This is a genomic window from Kribbella polygonati (assembly GCF_050320105.1).
Classification (GTDB): domain Bacteria; phylum Actinomycetota; class Actinomycetes; order Propionibacteriales; family Kribbellaceae; genus Kribbella.
In genome coordinates, this window is record NZ_CP190129.1 from 1,752,625 (window position 1) to 1,777,744 (window position 25,120).

At 69.7% G+C, this 25,120-nt stretch carries 25 protein-coding genes; 13 read left to right on the top strand and 12 right to left on the bottom strand.

Annotated elements, in window-relative coordinates:
• Positions 1-5: 5 nt before the first annotated feature.
• Genes ACQHIV_RS08240 through ACQHIV_RS08255 form a run of 4 tightly spaced genes read right to left on the bottom strand, consistent with a single transcriptional unit; the run spans position 6 to position 4,132 of the window.
• Positions 6-716 (bottom strand): GAF and ANTAR domain-containing protein, encoded by a 711-nt coding sequence (locus ACQHIV_RS08240; RefSeq protein WP_427892875.1) that lies wholly within the window; start codon positions 714-716, stop codon positions 6-8.
• The gene (locus ACQHIV_RS08245) at positions 713-1,633 is read right to left on the bottom strand and encodes a GAF and ANTAR domain-containing protein (protein ID WP_427892876.1); all 921 of its coding nucleotides are present in this window, start codon (positions 1,631-1,633) and stop codon (positions 713-715) included. The genes ACQHIV_RS08240 and ACQHIV_RS08245 overlap by 4 nt, the downstream gene beginning before the upstream one ends.
• A gap of 10 nt (positions 1,634-1,643) precedes the next feature.
• A complete protein-coding gene (locus ACQHIV_RS08250) occupies positions 1,644-3,515 on the bottom strand; it encodes a CheR family methyltransferase (RefSeq protein WP_427892877.1) in 1,872 nt (623 codons plus the stop codon).
• Positions 3,515-4,132, bottom strand: coding sequence for a chemotaxis protein CheB (locus ACQHIV_RS08255; RefSeq protein ID WP_427892878.1), 618 nt, complete (start codon positions 4,130-4,132; stop codon positions 3,515-3,517). Before ACQHIV_RS08255 ends, ACQHIV_RS08250 begins: the two co-directional genes overlap by 1 nt.
• 141 nt (positions 4,133-4,273) lie before the next feature.
• Between ACQHIV_RS08255 and ACQHIV_RS08260 the strand changes: the two genes are divergently transcribed.
• Entirely contained in the window at positions 4,274-4,732 is a 459-nt protein-coding gene (locus ACQHIV_RS08260) for a hypothetical protein (protein WP_427892879.1), read from the top strand.
• A gap of 83 nt (positions 4,733-4,815) precedes the next feature.
• Here the strand turns inward: ACQHIV_RS08260 and ACQHIV_RS08265 are convergent, their stop codons facing one another.
• A complete protein-coding gene (locus tag ACQHIV_RS08265; RefSeq protein ID WP_427892880.1) occupies positions 4,816-5,106 on the bottom strand; it encodes a hypothetical protein in 291 nt (96 codons plus the stop codon).
• A 136-nt stretch (positions 5,107-5,242) separates the two neighbouring features.
• On the opposite strand from ACQHIV_RS08265, the gene ACQHIV_RS08270 reads away from it, so the two are divergent.
• Genes ACQHIV_RS08270 through ACQHIV_RS08300 form a run of 7 tightly spaced genes read left to right on the top strand, consistent with a single transcriptional unit; the run spans position 5,243 to position 12,701 of the window.
• Complete coding sequence (locus ACQHIV_RS08270) at positions 5,243-6,340, top strand: sugar phosphate isomerase/epimerase family protein (RefSeq protein WP_427892881.1); 1,098 nt, start codon at positions 5,243-5,245, stop codon at positions 6,338-6,340.
• Positions 6,337-7,338 (top strand): sugar phosphate isomerase/epimerase family protein, encoded by a 1,002-nt coding sequence (locus ACQHIV_RS08275; protein ID WP_427892882.1) that lies wholly within the window; start codon positions 6,337-6,339, stop codon positions 7,336-7,338. The genes ACQHIV_RS08270 and ACQHIV_RS08275 overlap by 4 nt, the downstream gene beginning before the upstream one ends.
• A 45-nt stretch (positions 7,339-7,383) precedes the next feature.
• The gene (locus ACQHIV_RS08280; RefSeq protein ID WP_427892883.1) at positions 7,384-8,838 is read left to right on the top strand and encodes an extracellular solute-binding protein; all 1,455 of its coding nucleotides are present in this window, start codon (positions 7,384-7,386) and stop codon (positions 8,836-8,838) included.
• Positions 8,839-8,861: 23 nt separating this feature from the next.
• Positions 8,862-9,767, top strand: coding sequence for a carbohydrate ABC transporter permease (locus tag ACQHIV_RS08285; protein WP_427892884.1), 906 nt, complete (start codon positions 8,862-8,864; stop codon positions 9,765-9,767).
• Complete coding sequence (locus tag ACQHIV_RS08290) at positions 9,764-10,687, top strand: carbohydrate ABC transporter permease (RefSeq protein WP_427892885.1); 924 nt, start codon at positions 9,764-9,766, stop codon at positions 10,685-10,687. The genes ACQHIV_RS08285 and ACQHIV_RS08290 overlap by 4 nt, the downstream gene beginning before the upstream one ends.
• Entirely contained in the window at positions 10,684-12,006 is a 1,323-nt protein-coding gene (locus tag ACQHIV_RS08295; RefSeq protein ID WP_427892886.1) for an amidohydrolase family protein, read from the top strand. Before ACQHIV_RS08290 ends, ACQHIV_RS08295 begins: the two co-directional genes overlap by 4 nt.
• Positions 12,007-12,023: 17 nt before the next feature.
• On the top strand, positions 12,024-12,701 hold the full coding sequence (locus ACQHIV_RS08300; protein WP_427896433.1) for a GntR family transcriptional regulator: 678 nt from the start codon (positions 12,024-12,026) through the stop codon (positions 12,699-12,701).
• Here ACQHIV_RS08300 and ACQHIV_RS08305 read toward each other — a convergent pair.
• Positions 12,698-13,252: a 2-oxo-4-hydroxy-4-carboxy-5-ureidoimidazoline decarboxylase gene (locus ACQHIV_RS08305; RefSeq protein ID WP_427892887.1), complete on the bottom strand. Its 555-nt coding sequence runs from the start codon at positions 13,250-13,252 to the stop codon at positions 12,698-12,700. The two genes, ACQHIV_RS08300 and ACQHIV_RS08305, sit on opposite strands and share 4 nt — an antisense overlap.
• A 128-nt stretch (positions 13,253-13,380) precedes the next feature.
• Between ACQHIV_RS08305 and ACQHIV_RS08310 the strand changes: the two genes are divergently transcribed.
• Entirely contained in the window at positions 13,381-14,610 is a 1,230-nt protein-coding gene (locus tag ACQHIV_RS08310; protein WP_427892888.1) for an amidohydrolase family protein, read from the top strand.
• Between the two features lie 29 nt (positions 14,611-14,639).
• Positions 14,640-14,975: a TraR/DksA family transcriptional regulator gene (locus ACQHIV_RS08315; RefSeq protein WP_427892889.1), complete on the top strand. Its 336-nt coding sequence runs from the start codon at positions 14,640-14,642 to the stop codon at positions 14,973-14,975.
• 9 nt (positions 14,976-14,984) lie between these two features.
• Here ACQHIV_RS08315 and ACQHIV_RS08320 read toward each other — a convergent pair whose 3' ends face one another.
• Positions 14,985-15,713, bottom strand: a complete 729-nt coding sequence (locus tag ACQHIV_RS08320) for a PIG-L deacetylase family protein (RefSeq protein ID WP_427896435.1) — start codon at positions 15,711-15,713, stop codon at positions 14,985-14,987.
• Positions 15,714-15,771: 58 nt separating this feature from the next.
• Between ACQHIV_RS08320 and ACQHIV_RS08325 the strand changes: the two genes are divergently transcribed.
• Positions 15,772-16,245 (top strand): ribonuclease H family protein, encoded by a 474-nt coding sequence (locus ACQHIV_RS08325; protein ID WP_427892890.1) that lies wholly within the window; start codon positions 15,772-15,774, stop codon positions 16,243-16,245.
• A gap of 6 nt (positions 16,246-16,251) precedes the next feature.
• Here the strand turns inward: ACQHIV_RS08325 and nadB are convergent, their stop codons facing one another.
• Genes nadB through nadC form a run of 3 tightly spaced genes read right to left on the bottom strand, consistent with a single transcriptional unit; the run spans position 16,252 to position 19,621 of the window.
• Positions 16,252-17,754 carry an L-aspartate oxidase gene (nadB, locus tag ACQHIV_RS08330; protein WP_427892891.1) on the bottom strand — a complete coding sequence of 501 codons (1,503 nt, stop codon included), beginning with the start codon at positions 17,752-17,754 and terminating at the stop codon, positions 16,252-16,254.
• The gene (gene nadA / locus ACQHIV_RS08335) at positions 17,751-18,719 is read right to left on the bottom strand and encodes a quinolinate synthase NadA (protein WP_427892892.1); all 969 of its coding nucleotides are present in this window, start codon (positions 18,717-18,719) and stop codon (positions 17,751-17,753) included. Before nadA ends, nadB begins: the two co-directional genes overlap by 4 nt.
• Positions 18,720-18,748: 29 nt before the next feature.
• Positions 18,749-19,621: a carboxylating nicotinate-nucleotide diphosphorylase gene (nadC, locus tag ACQHIV_RS08340; RefSeq protein ID WP_427892893.1), complete on the bottom strand. Its 873-nt coding sequence runs from the start codon at positions 19,619-19,621 to the stop codon at positions 18,749-18,751.
• A 67-nt stretch (positions 19,622-19,688) separates the two neighbouring features.
• Here nadC and ACQHIV_RS08345 point away from each other — a divergent pair, with 67 nt between their 5' ends.
• Entirely contained in the window at positions 19,689-20,393 is a 705-nt protein-coding gene (locus ACQHIV_RS08345; RefSeq protein WP_427892894.1) for an NUDIX hydrolase, read from the top strand.
• A 3-nt stretch (positions 20,394-20,396) separates the two neighbouring features.
• On the opposite strand, the gene ACQHIV_RS08350 is transcribed toward ACQHIV_RS08345, so the two are convergent.
• Positions 20,397-21,539 carry a Dyp-type peroxidase gene (locus ACQHIV_RS08350; RefSeq protein WP_427892895.1) on the bottom strand — a complete coding sequence of 381 codons (1,143 nt, stop codon included), beginning with the start codon at positions 21,537-21,539 and terminating at the stop codon, positions 20,397-20,399.
• The gene (locus tag ACQHIV_RS08355; protein WP_427892896.1) at positions 21,532-22,689 is read right to left on the bottom strand and encodes an imelysin family protein; all 1,158 of its coding nucleotides are present in this window, start codon (positions 22,687-22,689) and stop codon (positions 21,532-21,534) included. The genes ACQHIV_RS08350 and ACQHIV_RS08355 overlap by 8 nt, the downstream gene beginning before the upstream one ends.
• A gap of 193 nt (positions 22,690-22,882) precedes the next feature.
• On the opposite strand from ACQHIV_RS08355, the gene ACQHIV_RS08360 reads away from it, so the two are divergent.
• Positions 22,883-25,048, top strand: coding sequence for an alkaline phosphatase family protein (locus tag ACQHIV_RS08360; protein WP_427892897.1), 2,166 nt, complete (start codon positions 22,883-22,885; stop codon positions 25,046-25,048).
• The last annotated feature ends 72 nt before the right edge of the window (positions 25,049-25,120 follow it).

Sequence of the window (25,120 nt, forward strand, 5' to 3'; positions counted from 1 at the left end):
GTGCGTCAGCGCGGCGGCGGTGTGGGAAGGACGAGGCTGCCGTCGAGTACGGCCGTGGCCACGTCCGTGAGCCGGCGACCGTTGCGCCGGGCGTACCCCCGCAGTACCTCGAACGACTCGGCGAGACCGAGGCCGAGCCGCTCGGCGAGCACGCCTTTCGCCTGCTCGATGACCACCCGGCTGGTGAGCGCTCCCTGCAACTGGTCGGCCCGGAGCTCGTGCTGCGTCGCCTGATGACTCTCGACACCGAGAGCTGCCGTCGCGGCAAGCAGTTGGCCTGTCTCGAGCGCTTTGGCGGAGAGGGTGCCGGCCGTGTCCAGGAACAGTGTCAGTACGCCGATGGTCCGTTCCGGCAGCGGCATCGGGAAGGCGTGGACCGCGCGTACGCCGTCCCGGCGGGCCGCGGGCGCATAGCCCGGCCATCGCGCGTCGGCCTCGTTCAGATCGGGACAATCGATGCGGAAACCGCTCGCGTAGCAGTCCTGCGCCGGGCCTTCGGCGGTCTGCTGCAGCCCGTGCGCCGACTCCGAGGACGCCGCGACGACGTCGAGCGTGCCCTGCCGATCGGCGAGTGACAGTGCGGAGGCGCTGACGCCGGCCAGTTCGGTACAGCGGTCCGTCAGCCAGCCGAGCGTGCCGACCAGATCCGTGTCCGTCACGAATCTTCCGACGAGCTCCGAGACGGCGCCGTACCCCGGGTGTTCCGCCCCGCTCATCGGTCGCGGTCCTCGTCGAGCCGGAGCCGCTTGTCGACGATCAGCCGGGCCACGTCGGTCACCGGGACGTCGTCGGCGAAGGCGCGGGCCCTGACGAGTGAGAACGCGTCCTCGATGCTGCACTCGCACTGGGCGGCGACCATGCCGACCGCCTGGTGCAGGACGACCCGGTGGTTCGGGGAGCCCAGCAGGTACGCCGCCGAGGCCGTCCCGCTCGCGTCGATCACCTGGCCCAGGCACTGCTCGGTCAGCAGCATCGTGTGGGTGAGTGCGTCGGCGAGGCCCTCCAGGTCGCCGGTCAGCGGATCCGGCCGATCGGCGTCCGGTGGATCGAACACGGCGAGCGCCCCGACGCAGCGTCCGCCCGATCCGAGCGGTACGACGGCCAGCGAGTGGACGCCGAGCGCCCGGACCGCGGGCGAGTAGTGCGGCCAGCGACGGGCCAGCGACGCAGCGGTCGCGATTACCGGCAGGCCGGCCGCGGTGGAATCGTGGACCGGGCCTTCGCCGAGCGTCAGCTCGAGATCCTGGGCGGCCGCTGCCAACGGGCCTGATGCGATCGACGAGGCTTCCGTCCGCTCGGAACCGAGCAGGGTGAGCCCCGCGCCGCGGGCGCCGACCAACTCCGCGACGGCCGAGATCAGCCGCGGACGCTCGCTCTCCATGTCCGTCGCCGAGTACCAGCGGGTGAGTCGCTGGACGTGGGCGTCGTGCAGCCGCGCAGTGGTCAGATGGCGCTCTTCACTCCTGCGGTGAAGTTCCGCGAGGCGTATATGGACACTGCGGAGCGCCTCCGGTGCGGTGGTGGCCAGATCCTCGTGACGGCATGCGATCGCGGCAGCACGGCCGGCCCGGGCGCGTTGCAGCTCGGCCTGCTCCTGAGCAGGACCGATCCACACGGACAGCCCTCCCACCACGCTCGTCAGTCTAGCCCTCCTCGGAGAGCTCCTGGATGTCCTCCATCAGCAGCACCACGCCGTCGGACTGGCTGTCGAGCGGCGAGCAGATCACCGAGCACCGGATCCGCCGGCCCTTGCGGTTCACCGCGATCAGATCGACCGGCTCGGTCCGGACGCCGGTGACCAGGCAACGGTTCACGACCTCGACCAGGGCTTCGGTCGGCAGCCCGAAGTCGAGGTGGAAGAACGGCTGGCGCTGGACCTCGTCGCCGCGCAGTCCCCAGAGCTCTTCCGCGCCGCGGTTCCAGCTGCGCACCCGCAGTTCGCTGTCCAGTACGACCACGCCGGCCGCGACGCTGGACAGAACGCCCTCGAGGAAGGTGCGCGCCTCGTCCAGCTCGGTACTGCGGATCCGGATCTCCTCGTTCATCGTGTCCAGCTCTTCGTTGCCCGACTGGAGTTCCTCGTTGGTGGTCTCGAGTTCCTCGTTCGTGGACTGGAGCTCTTCGTTGGTGGTTTCGAGCTCCTCGATGCTGGACTGGAGTTCCTCGTTGGTGGTCTCGAGCTCTTCGTTGGTCGACTGGAGTTCCTCGTACGCCGTCTCCAGGTCCTCCCGGTTGCGTTTCACCTCCAGCTGCAGCCGGGTGAGCGCGGTCGTGTCGACGAACGCCACGGACGATCCGATGACCAGGCCGTCGTCGGCGGTCAGCGGCTGCACGGTGATGTCGAGGTACTGCACGTCGTCGGCGGACAACCGGCGCTCGACCGCGTTCACCCGGATCGAGCGGCGCTCGGAGTGCGCGCGTTCGATCAGCGAGCGGAGCTCCGTCGGGCGGTACGAGATCTCCAGGTCGCGGAACGGCCGCCCGACGTCCTGCGACGTCAGCCCGAACTGGGCCCGCGCCTGGCTGTTCGCCTGGATGATGATTCCGTCCAGGTCGACCGAGATCATCGCGTTCGGTGCCGTCTCCAGGACCAGGTCGCGCAGTTGCCGCTTCCGCGCGACGTCGCGCACCTCGACCCCGGCCGCCGGGTCCAGGGTCAGCGGGATGGTCAGGTGCTGGGCGTCGGTCCGTCCCGACCGCCGCCGGAAAATCCGCTGCCGCATGCTGACGACCTCGAACCGCTCGCCGTCGGACAACAGCATCTCGGCCTTGCCGAGGAACAGATGGCCGCCCTCGCGCAGCGCGAAGTGGAACCGGTCGATGATCTGCGACTGCGCCTCGACGTTGAAGTACATCAACGTGTTGCGGCAGACCAGCAGATGCAGGCGGGAGATCGGCGCGTCCTTGGTGATGTCGTGCCGGCCGAAGATCACCCGGCGGCGGAGGTCCGACCGGAACACGAACCGCGATCCGCTCTGTTCGAAGTACTCGTTGCGCAGGTCGTCGGACAGCGCCTCGAGCGACCGCTCCGAGTACGACCCGGAGCGGGCCTCCCGCAGGGCCTCCTCGTCCACGTCGGTCCCGTAGATCTTGACCCGCCGAGCACATTCCTCGATCCCGAGCGCCTGGGCGAAGACGATGGCCAGGGAGTACGCCTCCTCGCCGCTGGAGCAGCCCGCGCTCCAGACCCGGATGTCCTCCTCGGAGCCGACGCTGCTCAGCAGCTCGGGAATGATCTCCCGCTGCAGGTAGGTCCAGCTCTCGGCATCCCGGAAGAAGCTGGTGACATTGATCAGGATGGTGTTGAACAGGAAGTCGAACTCTTCCGCGCTCGCCTCCAGCAGATCCCGGTAGTCGAGGTACTCCGTGATGCCGACGTCGGCCATCCGCTTGCGTACCCGCCGCGCCAGCGACGACCGCTTGTAGCCGGTGAAGTCGAAGCCCCGCGCGTCCCGGATGAACGCGAGCAGTTGCTCGAGCTCAGGGTCCAGGCTCTCGTTCGGCTCGCTCGCCATCAGACACTCCTCGATTCGACCAGGGCGTCGATGACGTCCGCGATCTCGCCGAGCGGCAGCACGAAGTCCACCGACCCGGTGCCGACCGCCGCCTCCGGCATACCCCTGAACTCCGCCGTCTGCGGATCTTCCGCGATCACGGTGCCGCCACGTGTTTTGACCGCGCTCACTCCCATCGCCCCGTCGCTTCCGGATCCGGTCAGCACGCAGGCTATCGCGCGGGCACCGTAGGCCCCGGCCACCGACTCGAACAAAAGATCCGCGGACGGCCGGACGAAGTGCACGAGTTCGCTGTTCGACAGCGTCAGTTCGCCGCCCACACCGACCAGCAGGTGGCGGTTCGGCGGCGCGACGTAGACGGTACCGGCGGTCGCGGCCTCACCGGCCGCGGCGAGCTTCACCGGCAGCGCGCTGCGCCGGCCGAGGACGTCCGCGATCACAGTCTCGTGCCGCGGGTCGAGGTGCTGGACGACCACCACCGGCACCGGGAACCCGGGTGGGAGCGCGCCGAGCACCTGGGTCAGCGCACGGATACCACCGGCCGACGAGGCGATCGCGACGATCTCGAACCGCTCACTCTGCTCGGCAACGGGCCGGCCCTGCTCAGGCTGGCTCATGATCTGGTACGCCGACCGTGGAACACGCTACGAGCCTAATGCTCAGGGCGCCGTCCCGGCACCCTGAGAGCCGAAGGGCCGGATGAAGGGTTTGCCTTCATCCGAGGTGGTTGCCCTCGGCCCGTTGTTACGTTCCGCGACATGAGAATGAAGAGCAAGTTCCGGGCGGGGATCGCGGCGCTGGCAGTCGGGGTGCTGGGGACCGCGGTGGCGGCGGTGCCGGCGCACGCGGGTTCCGAGATGAGCGGGTACTTCCCGTGGATCAAGGGCTGCACCAGCGACCAGCAGGTGATCTACTCGACGGGGGTCTGGGACAAGTACGGGCGGTACGTCGGGCAGGCCCGGGTGTACTGGTCCGCGCGCTGTGTGACCAACTGGGTCCAGGTCGCGCCGAGCAACCCGAACGGCATGGGCCTCTACGCGAACATCAGCAACCGGTACGGGAGCTACGGCCAGTCGGCGAAGGACAACACCGTCGGTACCGGCGCGATGCTGTACTCGCCGGCCTCCGCCCCGTGCCTCACGATGACGATCATCGTCAGCGCGGGTCCTTGGAGCGACAGCTACAACGATCCGGTACCGCAGTTCACGGTGTGCTGACGCAGTAACAACCGAAGACCGCACCAACACCGCGACCGGGTCTCCGGTCGCGGTGTTTTGCTGTGTCCGATCGCGAACCGGTCTCAGCTCGGTGGGCGCACCTCGCCGGTGAGGACCAGCCCGCGGGCCCGTTCGACCGCGGCGAGGTCTGCCTCGGCGGTGACGCCGTACGAACGGAAGAGCAGCGCGAGCGCCGGGATCTCGTGGCGGCCGGCGGTGAAGGAATGTTCGGACACCCGATAGGTCAGCTGCGCCCGCGGGGCCAGGTCGTGGTGCAACCGGTCGAGTCGATCGGCCAGCAGGGCCAGTGCTGGGCCCGGATCGCGGTCGAGTGACTGCAGAAAGTGATCGCGTTCGTCTGCGGCGACGGTCATGACGGTGCCGTCCTCTCTTACCCATTGACGACGAATAATGCATCGAATATACAAGATACAAGAACGGTGTGGGGCAGTTCACACCGTCGGGACCTCGCCCGGCGAGGCCGCATTCACCAAGGCAAGGAGTGATCGCATGCGCGTAGGCATCGACGGCCGCAAGATCCCCGGCTCGAAGGCCAACGGACCGCTCGCCAGCCTGGACCACGCCAAGGACCTCGGCGTCTCCGGCATCTTCTTCCGCACCGTCCTGGACATGTCGCCGACGCTCGATCCCGGTGAGCTCCGCGACATCCGGCAGCGGGCCGACGAGCTCGGGCTGTACCTGGAGTCCGGTCTCGGCAAGGTGAACCCGTACGCGATGGCCGAGGCGCCCGAGCTGCGGCAGATCGGCGGCGGTGACACGCTGCTCGGTTTCCGGCGCATGATGACAGCGTGTGCCGAGATCGGCTGCCTCGAGCTGTGGGCGGGTACGGCGAACTACAAGCCGTATCCCGGCCGGCTGGCCTATGACCGGTTCCGCACCGACGTCAGCTGGGAGGACCAGCTCGTCGCCACCGAGAAGTACCTGCGAACCCTCGCCCCGATCGCCCGCGATCTCGGGATCCACATCAATCTGGAGACCCACGAGGAGATCACGACCTTCGAGCTCGTCCGGCTGGTCGAGGCGGTCGGGCCGGACGCGATCGGCATCGTCTTCGACACCTCGAACCCGATGCAGCGGGCCGAACACCCGGTGCGCGCGGCCGAGCGGGTGGCGCCGTACGTCCGGCAGACGCACTTCAAGGACGCCGCGCTGGCCGTCGACGCGGACGGCGTGCTGTACCAGGAACGTCCGCTCGGCCAGGGACTGATCGACTTCGAGGCGATCCTGCGGATCCTCGCCGTCGGTACGCCGGAACTCACGCTGTCGATCGAGAACGCGCAGCCGTGGGAGGAGGTGGCGGTCACCTACCCGACGTTCCGCGCGGACCAGATCCCGAGCCGGACCCAGACCGTCGTCGAGGTGTTCGACGAGGCCTGGCAGGCGGCCCATCCGGATCTGTCGGTGCGCGAACTGGCGGCGTACCTCGGGCTGGCCCAGGACGGCAGCCGCCGGATCGCGGCCGGTGACCTGGCCTCGATCGAGGACTGCACACCGACCACCTTCGGCTTCACCGACGCGGTCGACGCGGCCCGGTCGAGTATCAAGTACCTGCGTGCGCTGGTCGACAACCTCGGGCTGGCGACGTGAACGGCCGGCGGCTCGGCGTCTACGCGCTCAGCCTCGCCGACGAGGACCTCACCCCTGTGGAGGTTCTCCGGCTGGCGCACGGCGCGGGACTCGGCGCGGTCCTGTTCCCCACGGCGTTCTCGCTGAGCACCGGGCTGGACGAGGCCGAGCTGGCCGAGGTTCGCGACCACGGTACGGACCTCGGCGTCGAGGTCGTGGTCGGTTTCCCGAACCTGCATCCGCACCGGCTCGACGACTCGGTGCCGCTGCTGCGGGCCGGGGACGGCGATGCGTTGCGTGGCTTCGCGCGGCTCGCCGCGGCCACCGACGCGTTCGGGGTCGCCGACGTACCGGTGATCATCGGCCTGATCGAGGACCGCTACGCACGACTCGTCCCGTGGCAGCGGCAGCTCGACGCGTTCGTCGCCCTGACCGGGGTGCTGCGGCCGATCCTCGCGGACCACAACCTGCGGCTCGCGGTGAAGACCCACGAGGAGATCTCGACGTACGACGTGGTCCGGCTGGTCGAGCGCTGCGGCGAGGACCTGATCACGGTCGGGTTCGATCCGGTGAACGTGCTGGTCAACCTCGAGGACCCGGTGGCGGCCGCCGCCCGGGTCGCGCCGTACACACGGCATGTGTACGTCGACGACGCGCTGTTCGCCGCGGCCGCCGGGGGAGCGGACCGGCTGCTCTGCCCGGTCGGTGACGGACTGGTCGACTGGCCGGTGGTCACCGGCCTGATCCCGCCGGCCGGCCGCACGGTCCGGTACTGGATCGAGCTGCACCGCGGCCAGTTCCAGGTGCGCCCCTTCGACCCGGAGTGGATGACCAACCACCCCGATCTCTCCGTCGCCGAGTACGCCACGACCGTACGGGCGATGTCTGCCTCGCAGCCCGGCCATCAGGCGCTGCGTGTACTCCAGGCGAGCCAGGCTCGCCCCACCAGCCGACTGGGCGCCGCCCTCGAGGCGTGCGAGCGGCTCGGCCTCCGCGAGGCCGCGACCGCTCCGGCCTGACACCCCCTTCCGGTCCACAGCATCAGCATGAGGAGGACCAGCATCATGACCCACCCGACATCCCCTGCAGGGGGTCACCTCTCCCGCCGCGGCTTCATCCTGAGTGCCGCCGCGGCCGCCATTGCCCCCGCACTCGCGGGATGCTCGAACTCCGGCAGCGCGACCGCCGGTGCCGCCGTACCCACCGGGCCGGGCCCCGGCCACTACAAGCTCGACCTCGGCGGATACCGCGGTCCGGAGCTGCCGAGCAAGCAGATCACGTTGCGCTTCATGCGGCAGGACTACCCGCCGCAGGTCAACGCGTTCCTGCAGAGTCTGTACACGAAGTTCTCGTCGGCGTACCCGAACGTCACCGTGAAGGAAGAGATCGTCCCGTACGGCGACCTGGTCACCAAGCTCCAGGTGTACGTCGCGGCGAACAACGCGCCGGACCTGATGATGGGCCGCAACGACTTCACGGTGGCGTACTCGGTGGGGCAGATCGCCCTGCCGCTCGAGGCCTACCTGACCGACGCGTTCGTCCAGGACATCAGTGCGCCGCTGCGCGAGGCCGGCTCGAACAACGGCCACCTGTACTGCCTGCCCTGGGACAACAACACCGAGGTCCTGTACTTCAACCGCGACATCTTCAAGCGGGCCGGCGTCGCGCCGCCGCCGGAGCCCGAGGATCCGTCCGGTGGCTGGACGATGGAGCAACTGTTCGACGCGATGCACGCGCTGCGGAACAACCTGCGGAAGAAGGGCGACACCAAGACCTGGCCGCTCGCGGCATCCACCGCGGGCAACGGCGGTCCGGGCTCCAACTACACCCAGCACGAGAGCTTCTGGATCCGCACGATGGGCGACCGGTCCGCGGCGAAGGACTCCACGACGTACCGCACCTGGGCCGGGGTGAGTGACGACGGCCTCACCAGCACCGGCTACCTGGACACGCCCGAGGCTGTCCAGGGGATGACCTACTACCAGCAGACCTTCAAGGACGGCCTCACGCCGGTAGGTGCCGTACCCGACCAGTTGACGGCCGGTACGGCGGCCCTCTCGCTCGACTCGTTCAGTGTGGCGAACTACTACGGGAGGCCCGAGAACAAGCCGAGCTTCTCGTGGGGTGTGACTCCCTGGCCGCGCGGCAAGTCGTTGTTCGGCTGCAGCAGCTCGGACTCGCCGATCGTCTGGGCGAAGACCGCGAACCCCGAGGCGGCCGTTGCCCTCGGTGCCTATCTGACGAACGACGCGAACCGGGTGCAGTTCCACCGGCTGTGGGGGTCGATCCCGGCCCGGGCGTCGCTGATCGGCCAGATGACCGAGTACCAGCACCCGATCCAGAAACTCGCGGTGAAGCTGAGCGAGCAGAACTCCCCGGCGCCGCGGACGGTCGGCTGGTTCGACTACTTCAACACGATGAATCCGGCGGTCAAGGACATCGCGCTCGGTGCCGATCCGGCGCAGGCGCTGCACGCGGCCGCGCAGAAGATCGACCAGAACCTCAAGAAGTACAAGTAGCCGACACGTCAGGCAGGGATGTCATGGCCGTTCATCTCATCGCGTCGCCACCGCGGCTGCGTCGCCGCGACCACCGGTTCGCGTACTGGATCATCCTCCCGGCGGTCGCCGGCCTGGTGCTGTTCCAGTACTACCCGATGCTGCAGGCGCTGGCCGGCAGCTTCCAGTCGTTCAACCCGTTCACCCACGCGGCCGGCGGATTCGTCGGCCTGGACAACTACCACGCACTGTTCGCGGATCCGCAGTTCCGGCGCGCGGTCGTGAACTCGCTGCTCTACATCGTGGCGATGATCGTGGTCGAGGTTCCGCTGGGCATGCTGCTCGCCCAGCTGATCAACCGCCGGATCGCCGGCTCGGCCGTCCTGCGGACCACGGTGATCGCGGCGCTGGCCGCGTCCGAGACCGTCGCCATCCTGATCTGGAACCAGATGTTCAGCCCGAACAGCGGCGTACTGAACGCGCTGCTGAACGCGGTCGGACTGCCGTCCCAGCCGTTCACCACCAGTCCGCACCAGGCCCTCCTCAGCCTGGTCGCGATCTCCGTCTGGAAGGACCTGGGCCTGCCGACGCTGATCTTCCTCGCCGGGCTCCAGTCGGTTCCCACCGAGGTCTACGAGGCGGCCAGTCTGGACGGTGCGAGCGAGCGCCGGACCTTCCTGAGTATCACCGTGCCGCTGCTGCGCCGCAGTACGGCGGTGGCCGTGTTCATGGCCACGGTCACCGGGTCCCGGGTGTTCACCTCGATTCTCCTCATCACCCAGGGCGGACCGAACGACAGCACCCGGAACCTCATCTACTACTCGTACCAGCAGGGATTCCAGTACTCCGCCTACGGCACCGCGTACGCGGCCACGATCTGCATGCTCGTCCTGCTCGGTCTGGTCACCGCGGCCCAGCTGTTCTTCCTGCGAGAGAAGGACTCGGCATGACCCACGACAAGCTCACAGTCCTCGCCGTCCGGCACCAGACCCTCGGCCGTACGTCGGCCGAGCCGCGGACCCCGCTCGCGCTCGCCGCGATCGGGCGGCGCTTCCGCGGCACCCTCGTGGTCGCCGTGGTGGTCCTGCTGATCGGGTTCCCGCTGCTCTGGATGACGCTCTCGGCGTTCAAGTCGACCGGCGACATCGTGAAGGATTCGTACCCGTTGAGCTGGCGCACCTTCGTGCCGGCGCCCTTCACCCTGCACAACTTCGCGAACCTGTTCGGCTCGCTCGGCTTCGGCCGGAACCTGCTGAACACCGTGATCGCCTCGGCCGGTCAGATCCTCGGCGCGATGGTCGTGTCGACGCTGGCCGGGTACGGGTTCGCCCGTGTCCGGTCCCGGCTCGGCACCGCGGTGTTCGGGCTGTGCATGCTCGGCGCGTTCATCCCGGTCGAAGCGGTCATCGTGCCGCTCTACAAGACGGTGCAGGGCCTCGGGCTGCTGTCGACGTACCCGGTCCTGTTCCTCCCGTTCGTCGCGAACCCGTTCGGCATCTTCCTGATGCGGCAGAGCTTCCGCGACATCCCCGAGGAGCTGTACGACGCCGCGGCGGTCGACGGCGCCGGTCCGGCCAGGACGTTCCTGCGGCTCGCCGTACCGAACGTCAAACCGGCCCTCGCCACCTTGGCGCTGGTGCAGTTCATCTGGTCGTGGAGCAACTACTTCTGGCCGCTGGTCGCGAACCAGGACCCGAACAAGCAGGTCGCGCAGGTCGCGATGGCGAGCCTGCAGACGGCGGCCAACTACCAGCCGATGTACGGCGAGATGTTCGCCGCCGCGACGGTGATCACCGTGCCGGTTGTCGCGCTGTCGGTCGTCATGCAGCGCTACTACATCCAGGGCCTGCTCTCGTCGGGCCTGAAATGACCGTGGGCTACCGCGCCGCGCGGGTGCTGACCGGCCGCGACGGCCAGGTGCTCCGCGACGGCGAGGTGCTCGTGTCCGGCGAGCGGATCGAGGCGGTGCGACCGGGTACGACCGATCCGCCGTACCCGGTCGTCGACTTCGGCGACGCGACGATCGTGCCGGGGATCATCGACGCGCACGTACACCTCACGATGCCGGCCGACGGTCGCGACTACGCGGCCATCCACCGCGACCCGGACGAACTGCTGGCGCTGGTCGCGGCGGCCAACCTCCGCCGGCTGTCCGCGGCCGGCATCACCACGGTGCGGGACAACGGCGGACGGAACACGGTGATGTTCGCGGTCCGGGAGGGCGTACGGCGGGGCTACCTCGCCGGGCCCCGGCTGCTGCTCGCCGGCCGGCCGATCACGCCCACCCTCGGGCATTTCCACTTCTGCAACGGGGAGGCCGACGGCGCGGACGCGATCCGGGCCGCGGTCCGCCGGCTGGTCGCGCAGGGCGCGGACCACATCAAGCTGATGGCGTCGGGAGGCGGTACGCCCGGCAGCCGGCCCGATCAGGTCACCTACACGGTCGCGGAGTTGCGGGTCGCGGTCGACGCGGCCCATGCGCTGGGCGTGCCGACGACGGCGCACTGCCGATCGACCGGGTCGATCCGGAACGCCGTCGAGGCCGGCGTGGACTGCGTCGAGCACGCGGACTTCCTCGCCGACGGGCGCGGCGGCGCGATCGACTACGACCCCGCGCTGGTCGAGCAGATGCTGGCTGCCGGGGTCTTCGTCAGCATGACCCTGCAGGCCGGTGGCGCCGAGCGGAGGCAGCGGTTCCGGACCGCCGACCGCCCGCTGCCGCCGGCGGAGCAGGCCGAGTACGACGGGCTGCGCCGGTACTTCGACGCGAAACTGGGCGTCGTACGGCGGCTGCTCGCCGACGGGTACGCCGGCCGGATGGCGATCAGCAGCGACGCCGGTCCGGGGGACACCGAGTTCGCCCGGACCGACCTGTGGCTGCGGCTGGCCGGCGAGGCGGGGATGCCGGCCGTGGCGGCGATCGAGGCGTTCACCCGGGTGCCCGCGGAACTTCTCGGCCTGGACGACGCCGTCGGCACCCTGGCGGCCGGGAAGGTGGCGGATCTGGTCGTCGTGGACGGCGACCCGCTGCTCGATCCGGACGCGATCAGCCACCCGGTCGCGGTCCTGCGGGGCGGCCGCCGGGCGGACTCGCCCTGCGACGGGACGCCGGGAGTGCCGCTTCGCCGTGTAGAAAGAGACCTGTGCGCATCGGACCGGACCCGGCCGGAACGGTCGCGCCATGTGTGACCGGAGGTGTGTTGACCGTGCAGCCTATCGGCGGGATCGATCGTTCCCTGCCCCAGCTGATCTACCAGCAGTTGCGGGAGGAGATCATCAACGGCCGGATCCTTCCCGGCACCAAACTGCGCGAGACCTTGCTGGCCGACAGCCTGAAGGTCTCGCGGATTCCCCTGCGCGAGGCCATCCCGATGCTGGAGGCGGAGGGCTTCGTGACGAGCCAGCCGCGGCGCGGCGCGGTGGTGAACCAGCTGACCCGGCGCGACGTCGACGAGCTGTACGCCGTGCGCGGCGCCCTCGAGCCGCTGGCCGCGGAGCTGGCCGCCGCGCGGGTCGGGTCCGACGGAGCACACCTGCTGCGCGAACTGCGCGCCGCGATCGACCGGGAGCGGACCGCGGTGGCGACCGGCGACGACGCGGACATCGCGAGCGAGAGCTCCGACGTCCACCTGTCCGTCGTACTGCTGGCCGACAACAACCTGCTGACCAGGATGATGCGGCAGATCAGTGGCCGCGCGCGCTGGCTCACCAGGCTCACCTCACCGCGGGACTCGCACTCGGCGCTCGACGACCACGAACTGCTGTTCGCGGCCATCGAGCGGGGCGACGGGGCCGAGGCGCGGCGGATCTCGGCCGACCACATCGCGAGCGGACGCCGGAACTCACTGGAGATGATCGGCGACACGCTGCCCGAGCAGGCCTAGCCCGCGCCGCCGGGGCCGGCGAGCTCCTGCAGCAGTTTCGGCAGCCGGATCGCGAGCAGTTTCGCCAGTTCGCCCTTGATCTCGGCGATCTCCGCCGCGTCGTCGTGCTGGATCCGGCGGCGGATCGCGTCGACGATCTGCCGGCCGGTGAGTCGGGTGGCACTGATCAGGAAGACGTGGCCGTAGCGGGCCTCGTACGCGATGTTCGCCTGCTCGAGCTCGGCCAGCAGTTGCTCGTCGGTGCCGACGCCGCCGGACTCGCTCTTCGACCAGCGCGCCTCGGCGTGCGCACCGCGGATCGGGTCGCCGAGCCGGAGCAGGCCGTCGTGCGCCGCGACGATCTCGGCCGCGGACAGCTGCGCCGCGCCGCGCTGCGCGGTCTCGATCAGGGCCGCGAGGCCGGGGTACGGACGCGCGGCGGTCACGTCGTCCGCCCAGCGCCGTACCGGCAGATGGCAGGACGCGATCAGGTGCGCGGTCAGCTCGTCGTCCGGCAGTTCGTTGAAGATGGTGAGCCCGCGCTCGGCGGTGCCGACATCCGTTCCGGTCATGTTCTCCTCCTCCGTGGAACAGCTGGATCTTCCGCAGCCGGGGCTACCCGAGTCAATGGCGGAGCCTCAAATATATCTGTCATAAGGAAGATGTTTTCCGTATACCGGAATTATGAAAGAAGGTGCCGATGACAACCACTGTGGTGGCCAACGCGCAACTCCTCGACCGCGAAGGGCTCGCCGACCTGACCGTCACGGACGGCGTGATCACCCGGGTCGCCCCGGCAACCGGCGCACCACGGACCGGCGCCGTCGTCGACGCGGCCGGAGGGCTGGTCTGCCCGTCGTTCGTGGACGCACACTTCCATCCCGACAAGGCGTTGACCTTCCCCCGACTCGGCCCGATCGGCGACACCTCGATGGCGGAGTCGATGGCCCGCGGCGCCGCCGTGAAGAGCGAGTTCACCCACGACGACGTCGTACGTCGAGCCGGTCAGGCGATCGAAGCCGCCGTCGGCAACGGTGTCGGCGCGATCCGGGCCCAGGTCGACGTGGACAGCTCGGTCGGCCTGACCGGGCTGGAGGCGCTGCTCGAGGTACGGGCGACGTACCGCGAGCAGATCGACCTCCAGTTGGTGGCGTTCCCGCAGGAAGGCATCGTCCGCGACCCGGGCGCCGTCCCGTTGTTGCGGAAAGCACTCGAACTCGGCGCCGACCTGATCGGCGGCGGCCCGGACAACGAGGGCGACCCGGCGGCGTACCGTGCCCACCTGGACGCGGTGTTCGGGCTGGCGCACGAGTTCGGCGTCGATGTGGACATCCACGCCGACATGTCCGAAGTACCGTCGCAGCGGGCGCTCGAACTGGTCGCCGAGCAGACGATCGCGCGAGGCCTGCAGGGCCGGGTGAACGCGGTGCACTGCTGTGCGCTGGCGGCGTACCCGGAAGAGCACGCCGCCGAGGTGATCGCCCTGGTGGCCGAGGCGGGCATGCAGATCTGCATCTGCCCGGTCGGCAACCTCCAACTCGTCGGCGAAGGCACCACCCCACGCGGCCGGGGTGCATCGCGGCCGAAGGAGCTGCTGGCTGCCGGTGTCAACGTGGCAGCAGGTACGGACAACCTCCACGACATGTGGTTCCGCTTCGGCAATCTCGACCCGGTCGAGACCTGCCTTGTCACCTGTCTCTCCGCGGCGCTGCGCACCGACGCCGAGGTTCGTGAAGGCTTCGCGATGGTGACGACGCGCGCCGCGCGGTACCTGGGGCTGAAGAACTACGGCGTACGGGAAGGTGACAACGCAGACCTGGTCGTCTTCTCCCACCCCGACCTGAACGACGTGATCCGCGGACTTCCCGGCACTCGCCGTACGTTCAAGCGAGGAACGCTCGTGGCCACCCGCACGACCACCATCACCTGACGCCACTCCTTGGGTGTCAGGATGGTGGGATGGACGGAGCTCGTGAACTGCTCGGGGCGGAGCGGTTGCGGGTGCTTCGGCGGCTGGCGGATCTGACGGGGGATTTCGACGAGGTGGTTGCGGCCTCGCGGGATGCGAACGCCGACGACGAGCACGATCCTGAAGGTGCGACGATCGCGTTCGAGCGGTCCCAGGTCGCGGCGCTGGTGGAGCAGGCCCAGCGCCAGTTGACGGAGATCGACGCGGCCTTGGATCGCGTGGCGGACGGCACCTACGGGGTGTGCGAGCGGTGCGGCCGGCCGATCGCGCCGGCCCGCCTGGAGGCAAGGCCGACGGCCCGTACCTGTTTCGACTGTGCCTCCTGAGCCGGGGTCTCAGAAGTCCGGTGGTGCCTGCAAGTCGTGGGCGCGGAACAGTACGGCGTGCTCGACGCCCATGGCCTTTCCGCTCATCGCGGTGAACTTCGGGATGAGGTCGGCGGGGGCGGGATGACCGGGAAGCGCGGCCAGGTACGCCGCATGGGCCTCGAGGGAGGTGATGCCGCGGCGCAGCGGCTCCCCGGTGACGTCGACGCCGTGGGACGCGAAGCCGGCGAGCCCGGGAACGAGGTACCAGCGGACGGAGTGCGGTTCGAGGCCCTCGTCGTCGATCTGTTCCGGGAAGACCCACCGGTTACCGGCGTCGCGCACCGCGTCGAGGGTCGCGAGCCCGGCCGCGCGGTGGTCGGCCTGGTCGAAGCCGAACGGCGTCTCGATCTCGTAGCCGGAGCCGAGCACCACGTCGGGCTTGAACCGGCGGATCTCCCGGCAGATGTCCCGGCGCAGGTCGAGGCCGTAGACCAGCACGCCGTCCGGATGGTCGAGGACGGTCAGGTGGTTGACGCCGACGACCTCGCAGGCGGCGTGTTGCTCGGCGACGCGCAGGCGAGCCGTCTCGGCGGGAGGGTTCGGCATGCCGGCCTCGCCGCGGGTGAGCAGGAGGTAGCCGACCTCGATGTCGCGCGCCGTCCAGCGCGCGACCGCCGCGGACGCGCCCGTACTCCATGTCGTCAGGGTGCGCGACGACGCACAGCACCCGTCGGAAGGATTCCTCAGGAAGGGCAGGCAGGGTCATGCGAGTCATCTTGCCACCGAGGTTCGCGCTGGGAGTACAGTTCGGCGGATGCCTCCCGTTCGCCGGCGCCGTCCGCGGCCGCCCGACATGACAGTGCCCGCCGGTGCGCGGCCGGTGTTCACCGACGGCGCGTGCGCCGGGAACCCCGGCCCCGGCGGCTGGGCGTGGGCGTTGTCGAAAGCGGAGTACGCCGCCGGCCATGAGGCTGCCTCGACGAATCAGCGGATGGAGATCCGGGCCGTGCTCGAGGCCGTCCGGGCGAACGACGGACCGTTGCTGGTGGTCTCGGATTCGACGTACGTCGTCAACTGCTTCCGGGACCGTTGGTACGCGGGCTGGCTCGAGCGCGGCTGGCTCACGTCGGCGAAGCGGCCGGTCGCCAACCGGGACCTGTGGGAACCACTGGTGACGTTGGTGACCGAACGCGGCGACATCGCCTTCCAATGGGTGAAGGGCCATTCCGGCCACGAGATGAACGACTTCGTCGACGCCCTGGCCGTCGCCGCCTGCGCGAACCAGTAACGCCGATCACCCCGTTGTGACAGGTTGGCGCGTGGTCGGGCGGCCTTCCTGGTCGAGGCGCACGACTGTGTGGTCGTCCCATCGTTCGTCGGCCTGCGGATAGTCGGAACGCCAGTGGCAGCCGCGGCTGTCCTGTCGTGCGGTCGCCGCGACGACGACCGCGCGCGCCACGGTCGCGAGCGGGCCGGTGCCCAGGGACTCGAGCTCGTCCGCGGCGGCGTTCAGGCCGGCGCCGTCGCGGCGGATGCCGGCGTACCGGCTGAGGATGGTCCGGATCCGCTCCGGCCGACGGTCGTCTCCGAGCGCGAGCTCACGGACTCGGCCGAGGTCCTGCGCGGGGAGGTCGAGGGTCAGGGCCGTTGCGACGCGACGCCCGAAGACGAGCCCTTCCAGCAGGCTGTTCGACGCGAGCCGGTTGGCCCCGTGGACGCCGGTCGCGGCGACCTCGCCGACGGCATAGAGGCCGGGTACGTCGGTCGCGCCGTTCCGATCGGTCCGTACGCCGCCGCAGAGGAAGTGCTCGGCCGGCGCGACCGGGATCTGCTCCGACAGCAGGTCGACGCCGATGCGGGCGCAGGAGGCCAGGACGGTCGGGAACCGCTTCCGCAGTACGTCGGGTGCGACAGCTGTCGCGTCCAGCCAGACGTGGTCGGATCCGTCGCGGCGCATCGTCGCCTCGATCGCCCGAGCCACGATGTCCCGCGGTGCCAGGTCGGCTCGCGGGTGCCGCCCGGCCATGATCCGGCGGCCGTGGATGTCACGCAGTACGGCGCCTTCACCTCGGACCGCCTCGGTGACCAGAGGCAACTGGCCACTGGTCTCCCCGGTGTGGAGCGCGGTCGGGTGGAACTGGACGAACTCCATGTCCACCAGCGACGCGCCGGCTCGCAGCGCCAGGGCGATGCCGTCGCCGCGCACCGTCGACGGGTTGGTGCTCGCCAGGTAGGCATTGCCGATGCCGCCGGTCGCCAGTACGACGGCACGGGCCTCGACCTGCCTGACCTCGCCGCCCGTCTCGACGAGCACCCCGACGATGCCTCCGGACTCCGACTGCAGCAGGCCGACCGTACGCCCGGTCATCGTCTGCACGCTGGTTCGCTGCAGGGCGGTCCGGAGGGCACGATGAACCTCGGCGCCGGTCGCGTCACCGCCCGCGTGCACGATCCGGGGACGACCGTGGCCGCCCTCCAGGGTCCGCGACAGCGAGCCGTCGCCGTTGCGGTCGAAGCGAGCGCCGTGGGCGATGAGTTCGGCGAGCCGCTGCGGTCCCTCCTCGACCAGCGCGCGGACGTTCCGCGGATCGCAGAAGCCCGCGCCCGCGACCTGGGTGTCGTGCGCGTGATCCAGCGGATCGTCCTCGCCGTACGCCGCCGAGACGCCGCCCTGGGCCCAGGGCGTGCTGCCGTCGCCGGCACTGAGCAGGAGTACGTCGCGGGTCGCCGCGAGGCCGAGTGCGGTCGACAGGCCCGCCACGCCGGAGCCAATGACGACGACGTCGGCGCGCGTCATCGCGCACCCGCGGGCTTGCCGATGGCAACCATCCGCTCGACCGAACGCCGGGCCCGCTCGACGACCTCGGGCGGCAGCTGGATCTCGTCGCGCCCCTCCCGCAGGCACCGCACCAGCAGCTCCGGGGTGATCATCTTCATGAAGCGGCACGAGGCCTTCGGGTTCACCGGCAGGAACGTCGTCTGCTGGTTGACCTTGCGCAGCTGATGGAGCATGCCGATCTCCGTCGCGACCAGCGCCGTCTTCGCGGTCATGCCGCGGGCGGTGTCCAGCATGCCCGCGGTGGAGAGGATGTGGGTCCGCTCGGACGGCAGATCACCCATGCCGGCGAGCCAGATCGCCGACGACGCGCAGCCGCACTCGGGGTGCACGAGGACCTCGGCCTCCGGATCGGCGGCCACCTGGGCGCGCAGATCGGCCGCGCTGATGCCGGCATGCACGTGGCATTCGCCCATCCACACCTCGATGTTGTCCCGGCCGGTCTGCCGCCGGACGTGCGCGCCGAGGAACTGGTCGGGCAGGAACAGGATCGGCCGGTCCGCCGGGATCGAGTTCACCACGTCGACCGCGTTGGACGACGTACAGCAGACGTCCGCCTCGGCCTTCACCGCCGCGCTGGTGTTGACGTAGGCAACGACAACGGCGTCGGGGTGCTCGGCCTTCCAGGCCCGCAGCTGGTCGGCGTCGATGGTGTCCGCCAGCGAGCAGCCCGCCTGGGCCGTCGGGATCAGCACGGTCTTGTCCGGGCTGAGCAGTTTGGCGGTCTCGGCCATGAAGTGCACGCCGCAGAACACGATCGTGGACGCATCGGTACTGGCCGCGATCCGCGACAGGGCGAGCGAGTCGCCGACGTGGTCCGCCACGTCCTGGATCGCCGGCTCCTGGTAGTTGTGGGCGAGGATCACCGCGTCCCGGTCCTGGGCGAGGCGCCGTACCTCTTCCTGCCAGCTGATTGCCGTGGTCACAACAGGTCCTTCTTTCGCGAGGTTTTCGCTCAGCAAGCGATAACTGGAGACGGCAAAGCCACCAGCAGGCTGATGTCGAGCGCGTCGGGGGAGTGGGTCAGGGCGCCGACCGAGACGGCGTCGACACCGGTGCGGGCGATGTCCGCGACGGTGTCCAGGGTGATGTTGCCGGAGGCCTCGAGCCGGGTGGCGGATCCGGAGGAGTTGCGCCGCTCGACGATCCGGGCCATCTGCACGGGAGACATGTTGTCCAGCAGGATCCACTCGACCTGGCAGTCGAGGGCTTCGCGGGCCTCGTCGGCCGTGGTCACCTCCACCTCGATCGCGACGCGGGTGTCTTCGGCGGCCATGCCGTCCCGGACCCGGCGTACGGCGGGAACGACCCCGCCGGCCGCGGCGAGATGGTTCTCCTTGAGCAGCACCATCGCGGACAGGTCGAGCCGGTGGTTGGTCCCGCCGCCGCAGCTCACGGCGTACTTGTCCATGGCCCGGAGGCCGGGTGCCGTCTTCCGGGTGTCGAGGAGCGCGACCGGACGCTGCCCGATCGCGGCGACGAACGCCGACGTGAGGGTCGCGATGCCCGACATCCGCTGGGCGAAGTTGAGCGCGACCCGCTCGCCGGTGATGATCGACCGCGCCGGGCCGCTGATCCACGCCAGCGGCTGCCCCGGAACAACCGGGTCACCGTCGGCGACAGTGGTCCGCACCTTCACGGTGGGGTCGACGGCGGCATACACCTCCTGGACAACAGCCAGCCCGGCCACTCGCCCGGACTGCTTGGCGATCATCGTCGCCTCGACCTCGAGCGTCTCCGGGACACTCCACCGGGTCGTCACGTCGTCCGCCGCCTGGTCCTCGGCGAGTGCCGCCGCGACCGCGGTCCGGACCGTCTCCGTTTCCATCCGCCGCACCTTCCGTGATGTTTTCGCTTCAGAGGCGATAACTAGCAGGCACGCTACCATCGGCCTCGTGTCCACAGCCAAGAAAGGTGATCCGGTTAACTTCCCCACTTACCCGCACGAGGTGCTCGCCGTGGTCCTGTCGGTTCGCGACGGCAGGCTGTGCGTGCTGCTGTGGAAACGCGCGCGGAGCCCGTACCGTGGGCGCTGGTCGCTTCCAGGCGGCGGGGTCGAGCGCACCGAGCGGCTTCGGGACGCCATTACCGGGCACCTCGCGGCGAAGGTCGACGTCCGCGATGTCGCGCACCTCGAGCAGTTGGCTACGCACAGTGCGATCGACCGTGATCCACGGGCCCGCGTACTGGCAACGGCGTACCTCGGTCTCGTCCCGTCCGACGTACAGCCGAAGCTCCCGTCCGACACGCAGTGGCACTGCGTCGACGAACTGCCGCCGACGGCGTTCGACCATCACTTCTTCATCGACGCCGCGGTCGCACGGCTGCGCGCGAAACTGTCGTACACGAACATCGGCTTCGCGCTGGCGCCGCTGGAGTTCACCATCGCCGAGCTCCGTGACCTGTTCGGTGCCGCACTCGGCTACGAGCTCGGCGCCACCAATCTAACCCGGGTCCTGACCCGCCGGCACGTCATCGACCCCACCGAACGCCGGGCGAGCCCCGGCCAGAGCGGCGGCCGCCCGGCGACTGTCTACAAGTTCGCCGCCCGCGAACTCACCGTCACCGACCCGTTCGCGGTGCTCCGCCCACCCCGCTGAGGTTCAGGCGAGCATGCTGCGGCCCAACCAGTCGTCGGCGTTCTGTACGCCGGGCAAGGCGAAGAAGTAGCCGCCGCCGAAGGGTGAGATGTAGTCGACTAGAGGCTCGTCGATGAGGAGGGTCTGTACGGCGACGAACTGGCGGTCGAGGTCGGCGTTGAAGCAGACGAAGATCATCCCCAGGTCGAGCTGCCCGTTCGGCTCGACTCCAGCGCTGTAGTTGAAGCCGCGGCGCAGCATCCGCCGGTCGTCGGCGGTGCCGTCGTGGGGGTTGGCCAGCCGGGTGTGGGCGGTCAGCGGGACGGTGTTGCCATGCGCGTCCCGGTAGTAGCTCGGGAGCTGGAACTCCTCCTGACCGGCCACTCGTTCGCCCGGGCGGCCGGACAGCGGTGCGCCGGTGTCGCGGTCGCGGCCGAAGATCCGTTGCTGCTCGTTGATCGAGATCCGGTCCCAGAACTCCACGAACATCCGGATCAACCGGACCACGTGGTACGAACCGCCCGTCACCCAGCCCGGTTCGTCGCCGCCCGCCTTGGTCCACACCAGTTGGTCGAGCAGCTCGGGACGGTGCAGGATCTCCTGGTTGGCCGTACCGTCCTTGAAACCGAACAGGTTACGGGGCGTCCCGGTCGGCCGGGGCGGGCTGGTGAAGCCCTCCAGCTGCCACAGCACCTGCAGGTCGGCCCGGGTCGCGCGCATCAGGATGCGGAGCGCGTGCAGCACGGTGTCGCGGTGGTCGGCGCAGATCTGCAGCAGCACGTCACCGTCGCAGCGCTCCGGGTCGAGCGCGTCGTTCGGGAACTCGTCCATCGGCCGCAACCGAGCCGGTTTGACGTCGGCGAGGCCGTATCTGTCGTCGAACAGGCCGGCACCGACGCTGACCGTGACGGTGAGGCCGTCGGGCACCGTGCCAGGGCCGAGTACGCCGTTCTCGTACGGCGTCGACACGAGGCCGTCGTGGCTGCCGCGTCCGGCCGGTGCGTCGTCGCCGGTGACCAGGTAGCGGATGGTCGCGGTGAGCGTCCGGAACATCCGCTCCAGCGCCGGCCGGTCGGGCGCGGTCACGAGGAACGCGACGACGATCGCCGCCTGCTGCGCGGGCTCGAGGATGCCGGCCTGATGGGCGACGGGGGAGTGGTCAGTCATGGGTGATCGGGCCTCGGTCACTGGTGGCGTTGCGCGGATCGACGATGGCCGCGGCGTGGGAGAGCAGCTCGACACTGTGCTGTACGGCGGCATTGACCGCGGCCCGTTGCCGGACAGTCAGGACGGCCAGCCCGACCCAGCCGTCGTCGTGGTGGTGGCTGCGAACCAGCTCCTGGGTACGCCGTAGCTGCTCGTCGGTCTGCCGCAGGTACGGGTTCTGCCGGCGCAGGATCGGCCGCAGCGGTTCCAGCGCCTGCCAGACGCCGGTGATGTTCGCGTCCACGGTCGCCAACTCGGTCTGGCTGCCGGCGTCACCGATCCCGTTCAGGTCCCACTGCAGGGCATCCTCGAGGATCTCGTGAGCGCGCCGGCCCATGTCGATCGGCGTGATCGCGTTCGGCAGCGCCAGCTCGTCGGCGAGCCGGGTGATTGCCTCGAGCAACGTGTCGGCGTACGGCTCGATCGTCGCCGCGGGGCGGTCGTGCCACAGCATCGCCTCGATCTTGCGGAAGCCGGCGAAGTCCGCGTCCGCGAGCCGCCCGGGAGCGACACCGCGCGGCGGGTCGGCGTTGATGTCGTCACCGGTCTCGTCGTACGCGCGGTACGCGCCGCCGAGCGTCTCGTAGGTGAGGTGGGCGGCCAGCCAGTACCGCCGGGCTCCGGCCGCGTCGTCGACACGCAGGGCGTGGCGTAGCTGTTCCACCTGGTGGGTGAGCGTGGGCAGTTGCCCGGTGATCCATTCGACGTATGAGTTGATCGGGATCCGGAGGTCGAGCCCGGTCACCGGGACGATCCCGTGGACGTCGTACGGCAGCGGGTCGCCGGTGACGATCACCGGCCGGCTGTACTTGATCGTGTAGTCGGTGATGCAGACCCAGCGGTACGTCCCGGGTGGGATCGGTGCCGTGACGGCCCGGCTGACGCCGCGGCCGAAGTGCTCGACCTCGAGGTAGATCCGCCCGGTCGCGGGATCCTCCAGATAGACCTCGGCGCCGGCGCCCTCGTCGTTCACGAACACGAAGTCGTAGCGGCCGGCCGGTCCGCCGAGCCAGTCGTCGATACCGTACGGCGAGCCGACGCTCAGAACCACGGGCCGCGGCCGGCTCGACGGCAGTGACGGTGCGGCCGCCGAGGCCGTGCTGCTGCTCACCGGGCCCACGCTGGGCGGCGGCGGTGAACGGACCCGATGCCGCCCATGACGCGCCGGTGAACAGGGGGTGACCTGCCGGGCAGGGTGCCCTGAGTCTTCAGGGAACGTTCATCACGCGACGCTCGCGAGGTCCGGACCTTTCGACGTTGACTTTGGGGGACTTCACCGCCACGAGAGATTGGGTAGCAACCCCATGTCTGACAACGATTCGGCACCCGCGGACGGCGCCACGGGGCGCAACCGGATCAGCCGGCGCCGGCTGATGCAGGCCGCGGGCGCCACCGGTGCCGCGGTCGCCGCCGGGGGACTGTCGAGCGCCCCGGCCCAGGCCGCCCCGGCCCAGGCCGCGCCGAACCCGGTCACGACGGCCGACAGCACGCCGGGCTCGCAGCCCGCGCAGCACTCGCGCCGCACCGGCACGATCAAGGACCTCAAGCACGTCGTGATCGTGATGCAGGAGAACCGGTCGTTCGACCACTACTTCGGCACCCTCGACCTGGCCGGCGCGCGCGGCTTCGGTGACAAGCAGGTACTGACCTGGCAGAACGGCCGGACGATCTACTACGACCCGAACAGCCGCGCCGAGGGTTACCTGCTGCCGTACCACGCCGACAGCCTGAAGTACAACGCGCAGAACACCAGCGCCCGCAACCGGTACTTCATGGAAGCCGACGTGCCGTGGCACCACGCGATCGCCAAGGCGTACACCATCGGGGACCACTACTTCTCGTCGCTGGACACCAGCACCAGCCCGAACCGCATCATGATGTGGGCCGGCACCAACGACGCGGCCGGCACGCAGGGCGGTCCGGTCATCAACAACAACGGCGACTACGGGTACGCGTACAAGTTCAAGACGTACCCGGAGACGCTGCAGGAGGCCGGTGTCAGCTGGCAGATCTACGTCAACAACGACACCGACGACAACTTCCTCGGCGACTACACGGACAACACCGTGCGGTCGTTCGCGGCGTTCGACCCGAAGAACGCGACCCCGGAGAACACCCTGCCCCGCCAGGGCCTGCTTGCCCGCGGCAACGTCGTGTACGCGCACACCACGCAGCCCGCCGGCATCAAGAACGACACCTCCAACGTCGACTACGTACTGCGGGACTTCATCGCCGACTGCGCGTCGGGCGACATCCCCGAGGTGTCCTGGATCGTCGCGCCCGCCGCGTGGACCGAGCACCCGACGTACGCCCCGAACAACGGCGCGGTCTACACCGACCGGGTGATCCAGGCGGTGCACGACAACCCCGAACTGTGGGAGTCGACGCTGATCGTCCTGAACTACGACGAGCCCGACCACGCGAACCGCATCGGCGAAGGCGGCTTCTTCGATCACGTCGTACCGCCGATCCCCGAGGCCGGCACCACCGGCGAGCGCGCCCCCGGGATCAAGCCCGGCTTCGGCGGTCGCGTCCCGTTCGTGCTGGTCTCGCCGTGGACCCGCGGCGGCTTCGTCAACTCCGAGGTCTTCGACCACACCTCGACGATCCAGCTGATCGAGGAGTGGACCAAGAGCCTCGGTCGGCCGGCCGTTTGCACCAACATCAACGACTGGCGGCGCAGCGTCTCCGGCAACCTGCTGTCGGCGATCGACTTCGGCAACTTCGACCCGTCGTTCCCGAAGCTGCCGAAGCCGGCCGACCTGCTGAAGTCGGTCGTCGTCGACGCCGGCCTGCCGCCCGTACCCCAGCCGGCCGTCGGCGCGCAGGTGCTGCCGACTCAGCCGATCACCGGCCGGGCGAAGCGGAGCCCGCTGGCGTTCCAGCCCAACGGCGTCCTGGTCGAGAACCCCGTGACCGGGACCGCAACCGCGACCTTCACCGTCGAGGGCGGTCCGGAGGGCAAGGCGGTCAGCCTGGTCGGGCTGGCCGACAAGTACGTACCCGCCCTGGTCGGCGCCGAGCCACTCGGTATCGGCCAGGACGCGCTGCCCCTCACGGCGAGCAACCGCCGGTCGAAGTCGTACGCGTGGGACACCAAGACGACGAACGGCAAGTACGCGTTCACGTTCTACGGTCCCGACCACTTCATTCGGTCCTTCGCCGGCACGGTCGTCCCCGCTACCGACCAGACCTCACCCCAGCCCCGGGTAGACGTCCGACTGGTCAAGCCCCACGGCCGGTCCGCCGCAACCGTCGAGCTGGCCCTGTCCGCCGTCGGCCGCCGGTCACTCACCTACACCTTGACCGCGAACGACTTCGCCGGCCGCACGACGACCGTCCAGGTCCCCGCCGGCCAGGAACGCGTCATCACCTGGCCAACCGACGACGGCTACTACGACGTCATCATCACCACCAAGGAGTCCCCAGACTTCACCCAACGCCACGCCGGCCGCGTCGCAGCGAAGTAACCCTCGTGCCGCTCGCAGCTGTGCCCGCATCCGAGCACAGCTGCGACGGCGCAGGCAGCGGTCATCTTCGGA

What these genes read in the sequence shown, in the direction of transcription:
- ACQHIV_RS08240 (WP_427892875.1), bottom strand. Translation starts at nt 716, where the DNA reads ATGAGCGGGGCGGAACACCCGGGGTACGGCGCCGTCTCGGAGCTCGTC.
- ACQHIV_RS08250 (WP_427892877.1), bottom strand. Translation starts at nt 3,515, where the DNA reads ATGGCGAGCGAGCCGAACGAGAGCCTGGACCCTGAGCTCGAGCAACTG.
- ACQHIV_RS08255 (WP_427892878.1), bottom strand. Translation starts at nt 4,132, where the DNA reads ATGAGCCAGCCTGAGCAGGGCCGGCCCGTTGCCGAGCAGAGTGAGCGG.
- ACQHIV_RS08260 (WP_427892879.1), top strand. Translation starts at nt 4,274, where the DNA reads ATGAGAATGAAGAGCAAGTTCCGGGCGGGGATCGCGGCGCTGGCAGTC.
- ACQHIV_RS08265 (WP_427892880.1), bottom strand. Translation starts at nt 5,106, where the DNA reads ATGACCGTCGCCGCAGACGAACGCGATCACTTTCTGCAGTCACTCGAC.
- ACQHIV_RS08270 (WP_427892881.1), top strand. Translation starts at nt 5,243, where the DNA reads ATGCGCGTAGGCATCGACGGCCGCAAGATCCCCGGCTCGAAGGCCAAC.
- ACQHIV_RS08280 (WP_427892883.1), top strand. Translation starts at nt 7,384, where the DNA reads ATGACCCACCCGACATCCCCTGCAGGGGGTCACCTCTCCCGCCGCGGC.
- ACQHIV_RS08285 (WP_427892884.1), top strand. Translation starts at nt 8,862, where the DNA reads ATGGCCGTTCATCTCATCGCGTCGCCACCGCGGCTGCGTCGCCGCGAC.
- ACQHIV_RS08290 (WP_427892885.1), top strand. Translation starts at nt 9,764, where the DNA reads ATGACCCACGACAAGCTCACAGTCCTCGCCGTCCGGCACCAGACCCTC.
- ACQHIV_RS08295 (WP_427892886.1), top strand. Translation starts at nt 10,684, where the DNA reads ATGACCGTGGGCTACCGCGCCGCGCGGGTGCTGACCGGCCGCGACGGC.
- ACQHIV_RS08305 (WP_427892887.1), bottom strand. Translation starts at nt 13,252, where the DNA reads ATGACCGGAACGGATGTCGGCACCGCCGAGCGCGGGCTCACCATCTTC.
- ACQHIV_RS08310 (WP_427892888.1), top strand. Translation starts at nt 13,381, where the DNA reads ATGACAACCACTGTGGTGGCCAACGCGCAACTCCTCGACCGCGAAGGG.
- ACQHIV_RS08315 (WP_427892889.1), top strand. Translation starts at nt 14,640, where the DNA reads ATGGACGGAGCTCGTGAACTGCTCGGGGCGGAGCGGTTGCGGGTGCTT.
- ACQHIV_RS08325 (WP_427892890.1), top strand. Translation starts at nt 15,772, where the DNA reads ATGCCTCCCGTTCGCCGGCGCCGTCCGCGGCCGCCCGACATGACAGTG.
- nadB (WP_427892891.1), bottom strand. Translation starts at nt 17,754, where the DNA reads ATGACGCGCGCCGACGTCGTCGTCATTGGCTCCGGCGTGGCGGGCCTG.
- nadC (WP_427892893.1), bottom strand. Translation starts at nt 19,621, where the DNA reads ATGGAAACGGAGACGGTCCGGACCGCGGTCGCGGCGGCACTCGCCGAG.
- ACQHIV_RS08350 (WP_427892895.1), bottom strand. Translation starts at nt 21,539, where the DNA reads ATGACTGACCACTCCCCCGTCGCCCATCAGGCCGGCATCCTCGAGCCC.
- ACQHIV_RS08360 (WP_427892897.1), top strand. Translation starts at nt 22,883, where the DNA reads ATGTCTGACAACGATTCGGCACCCGCGGACGGCGCCACGGGGCGCAAC.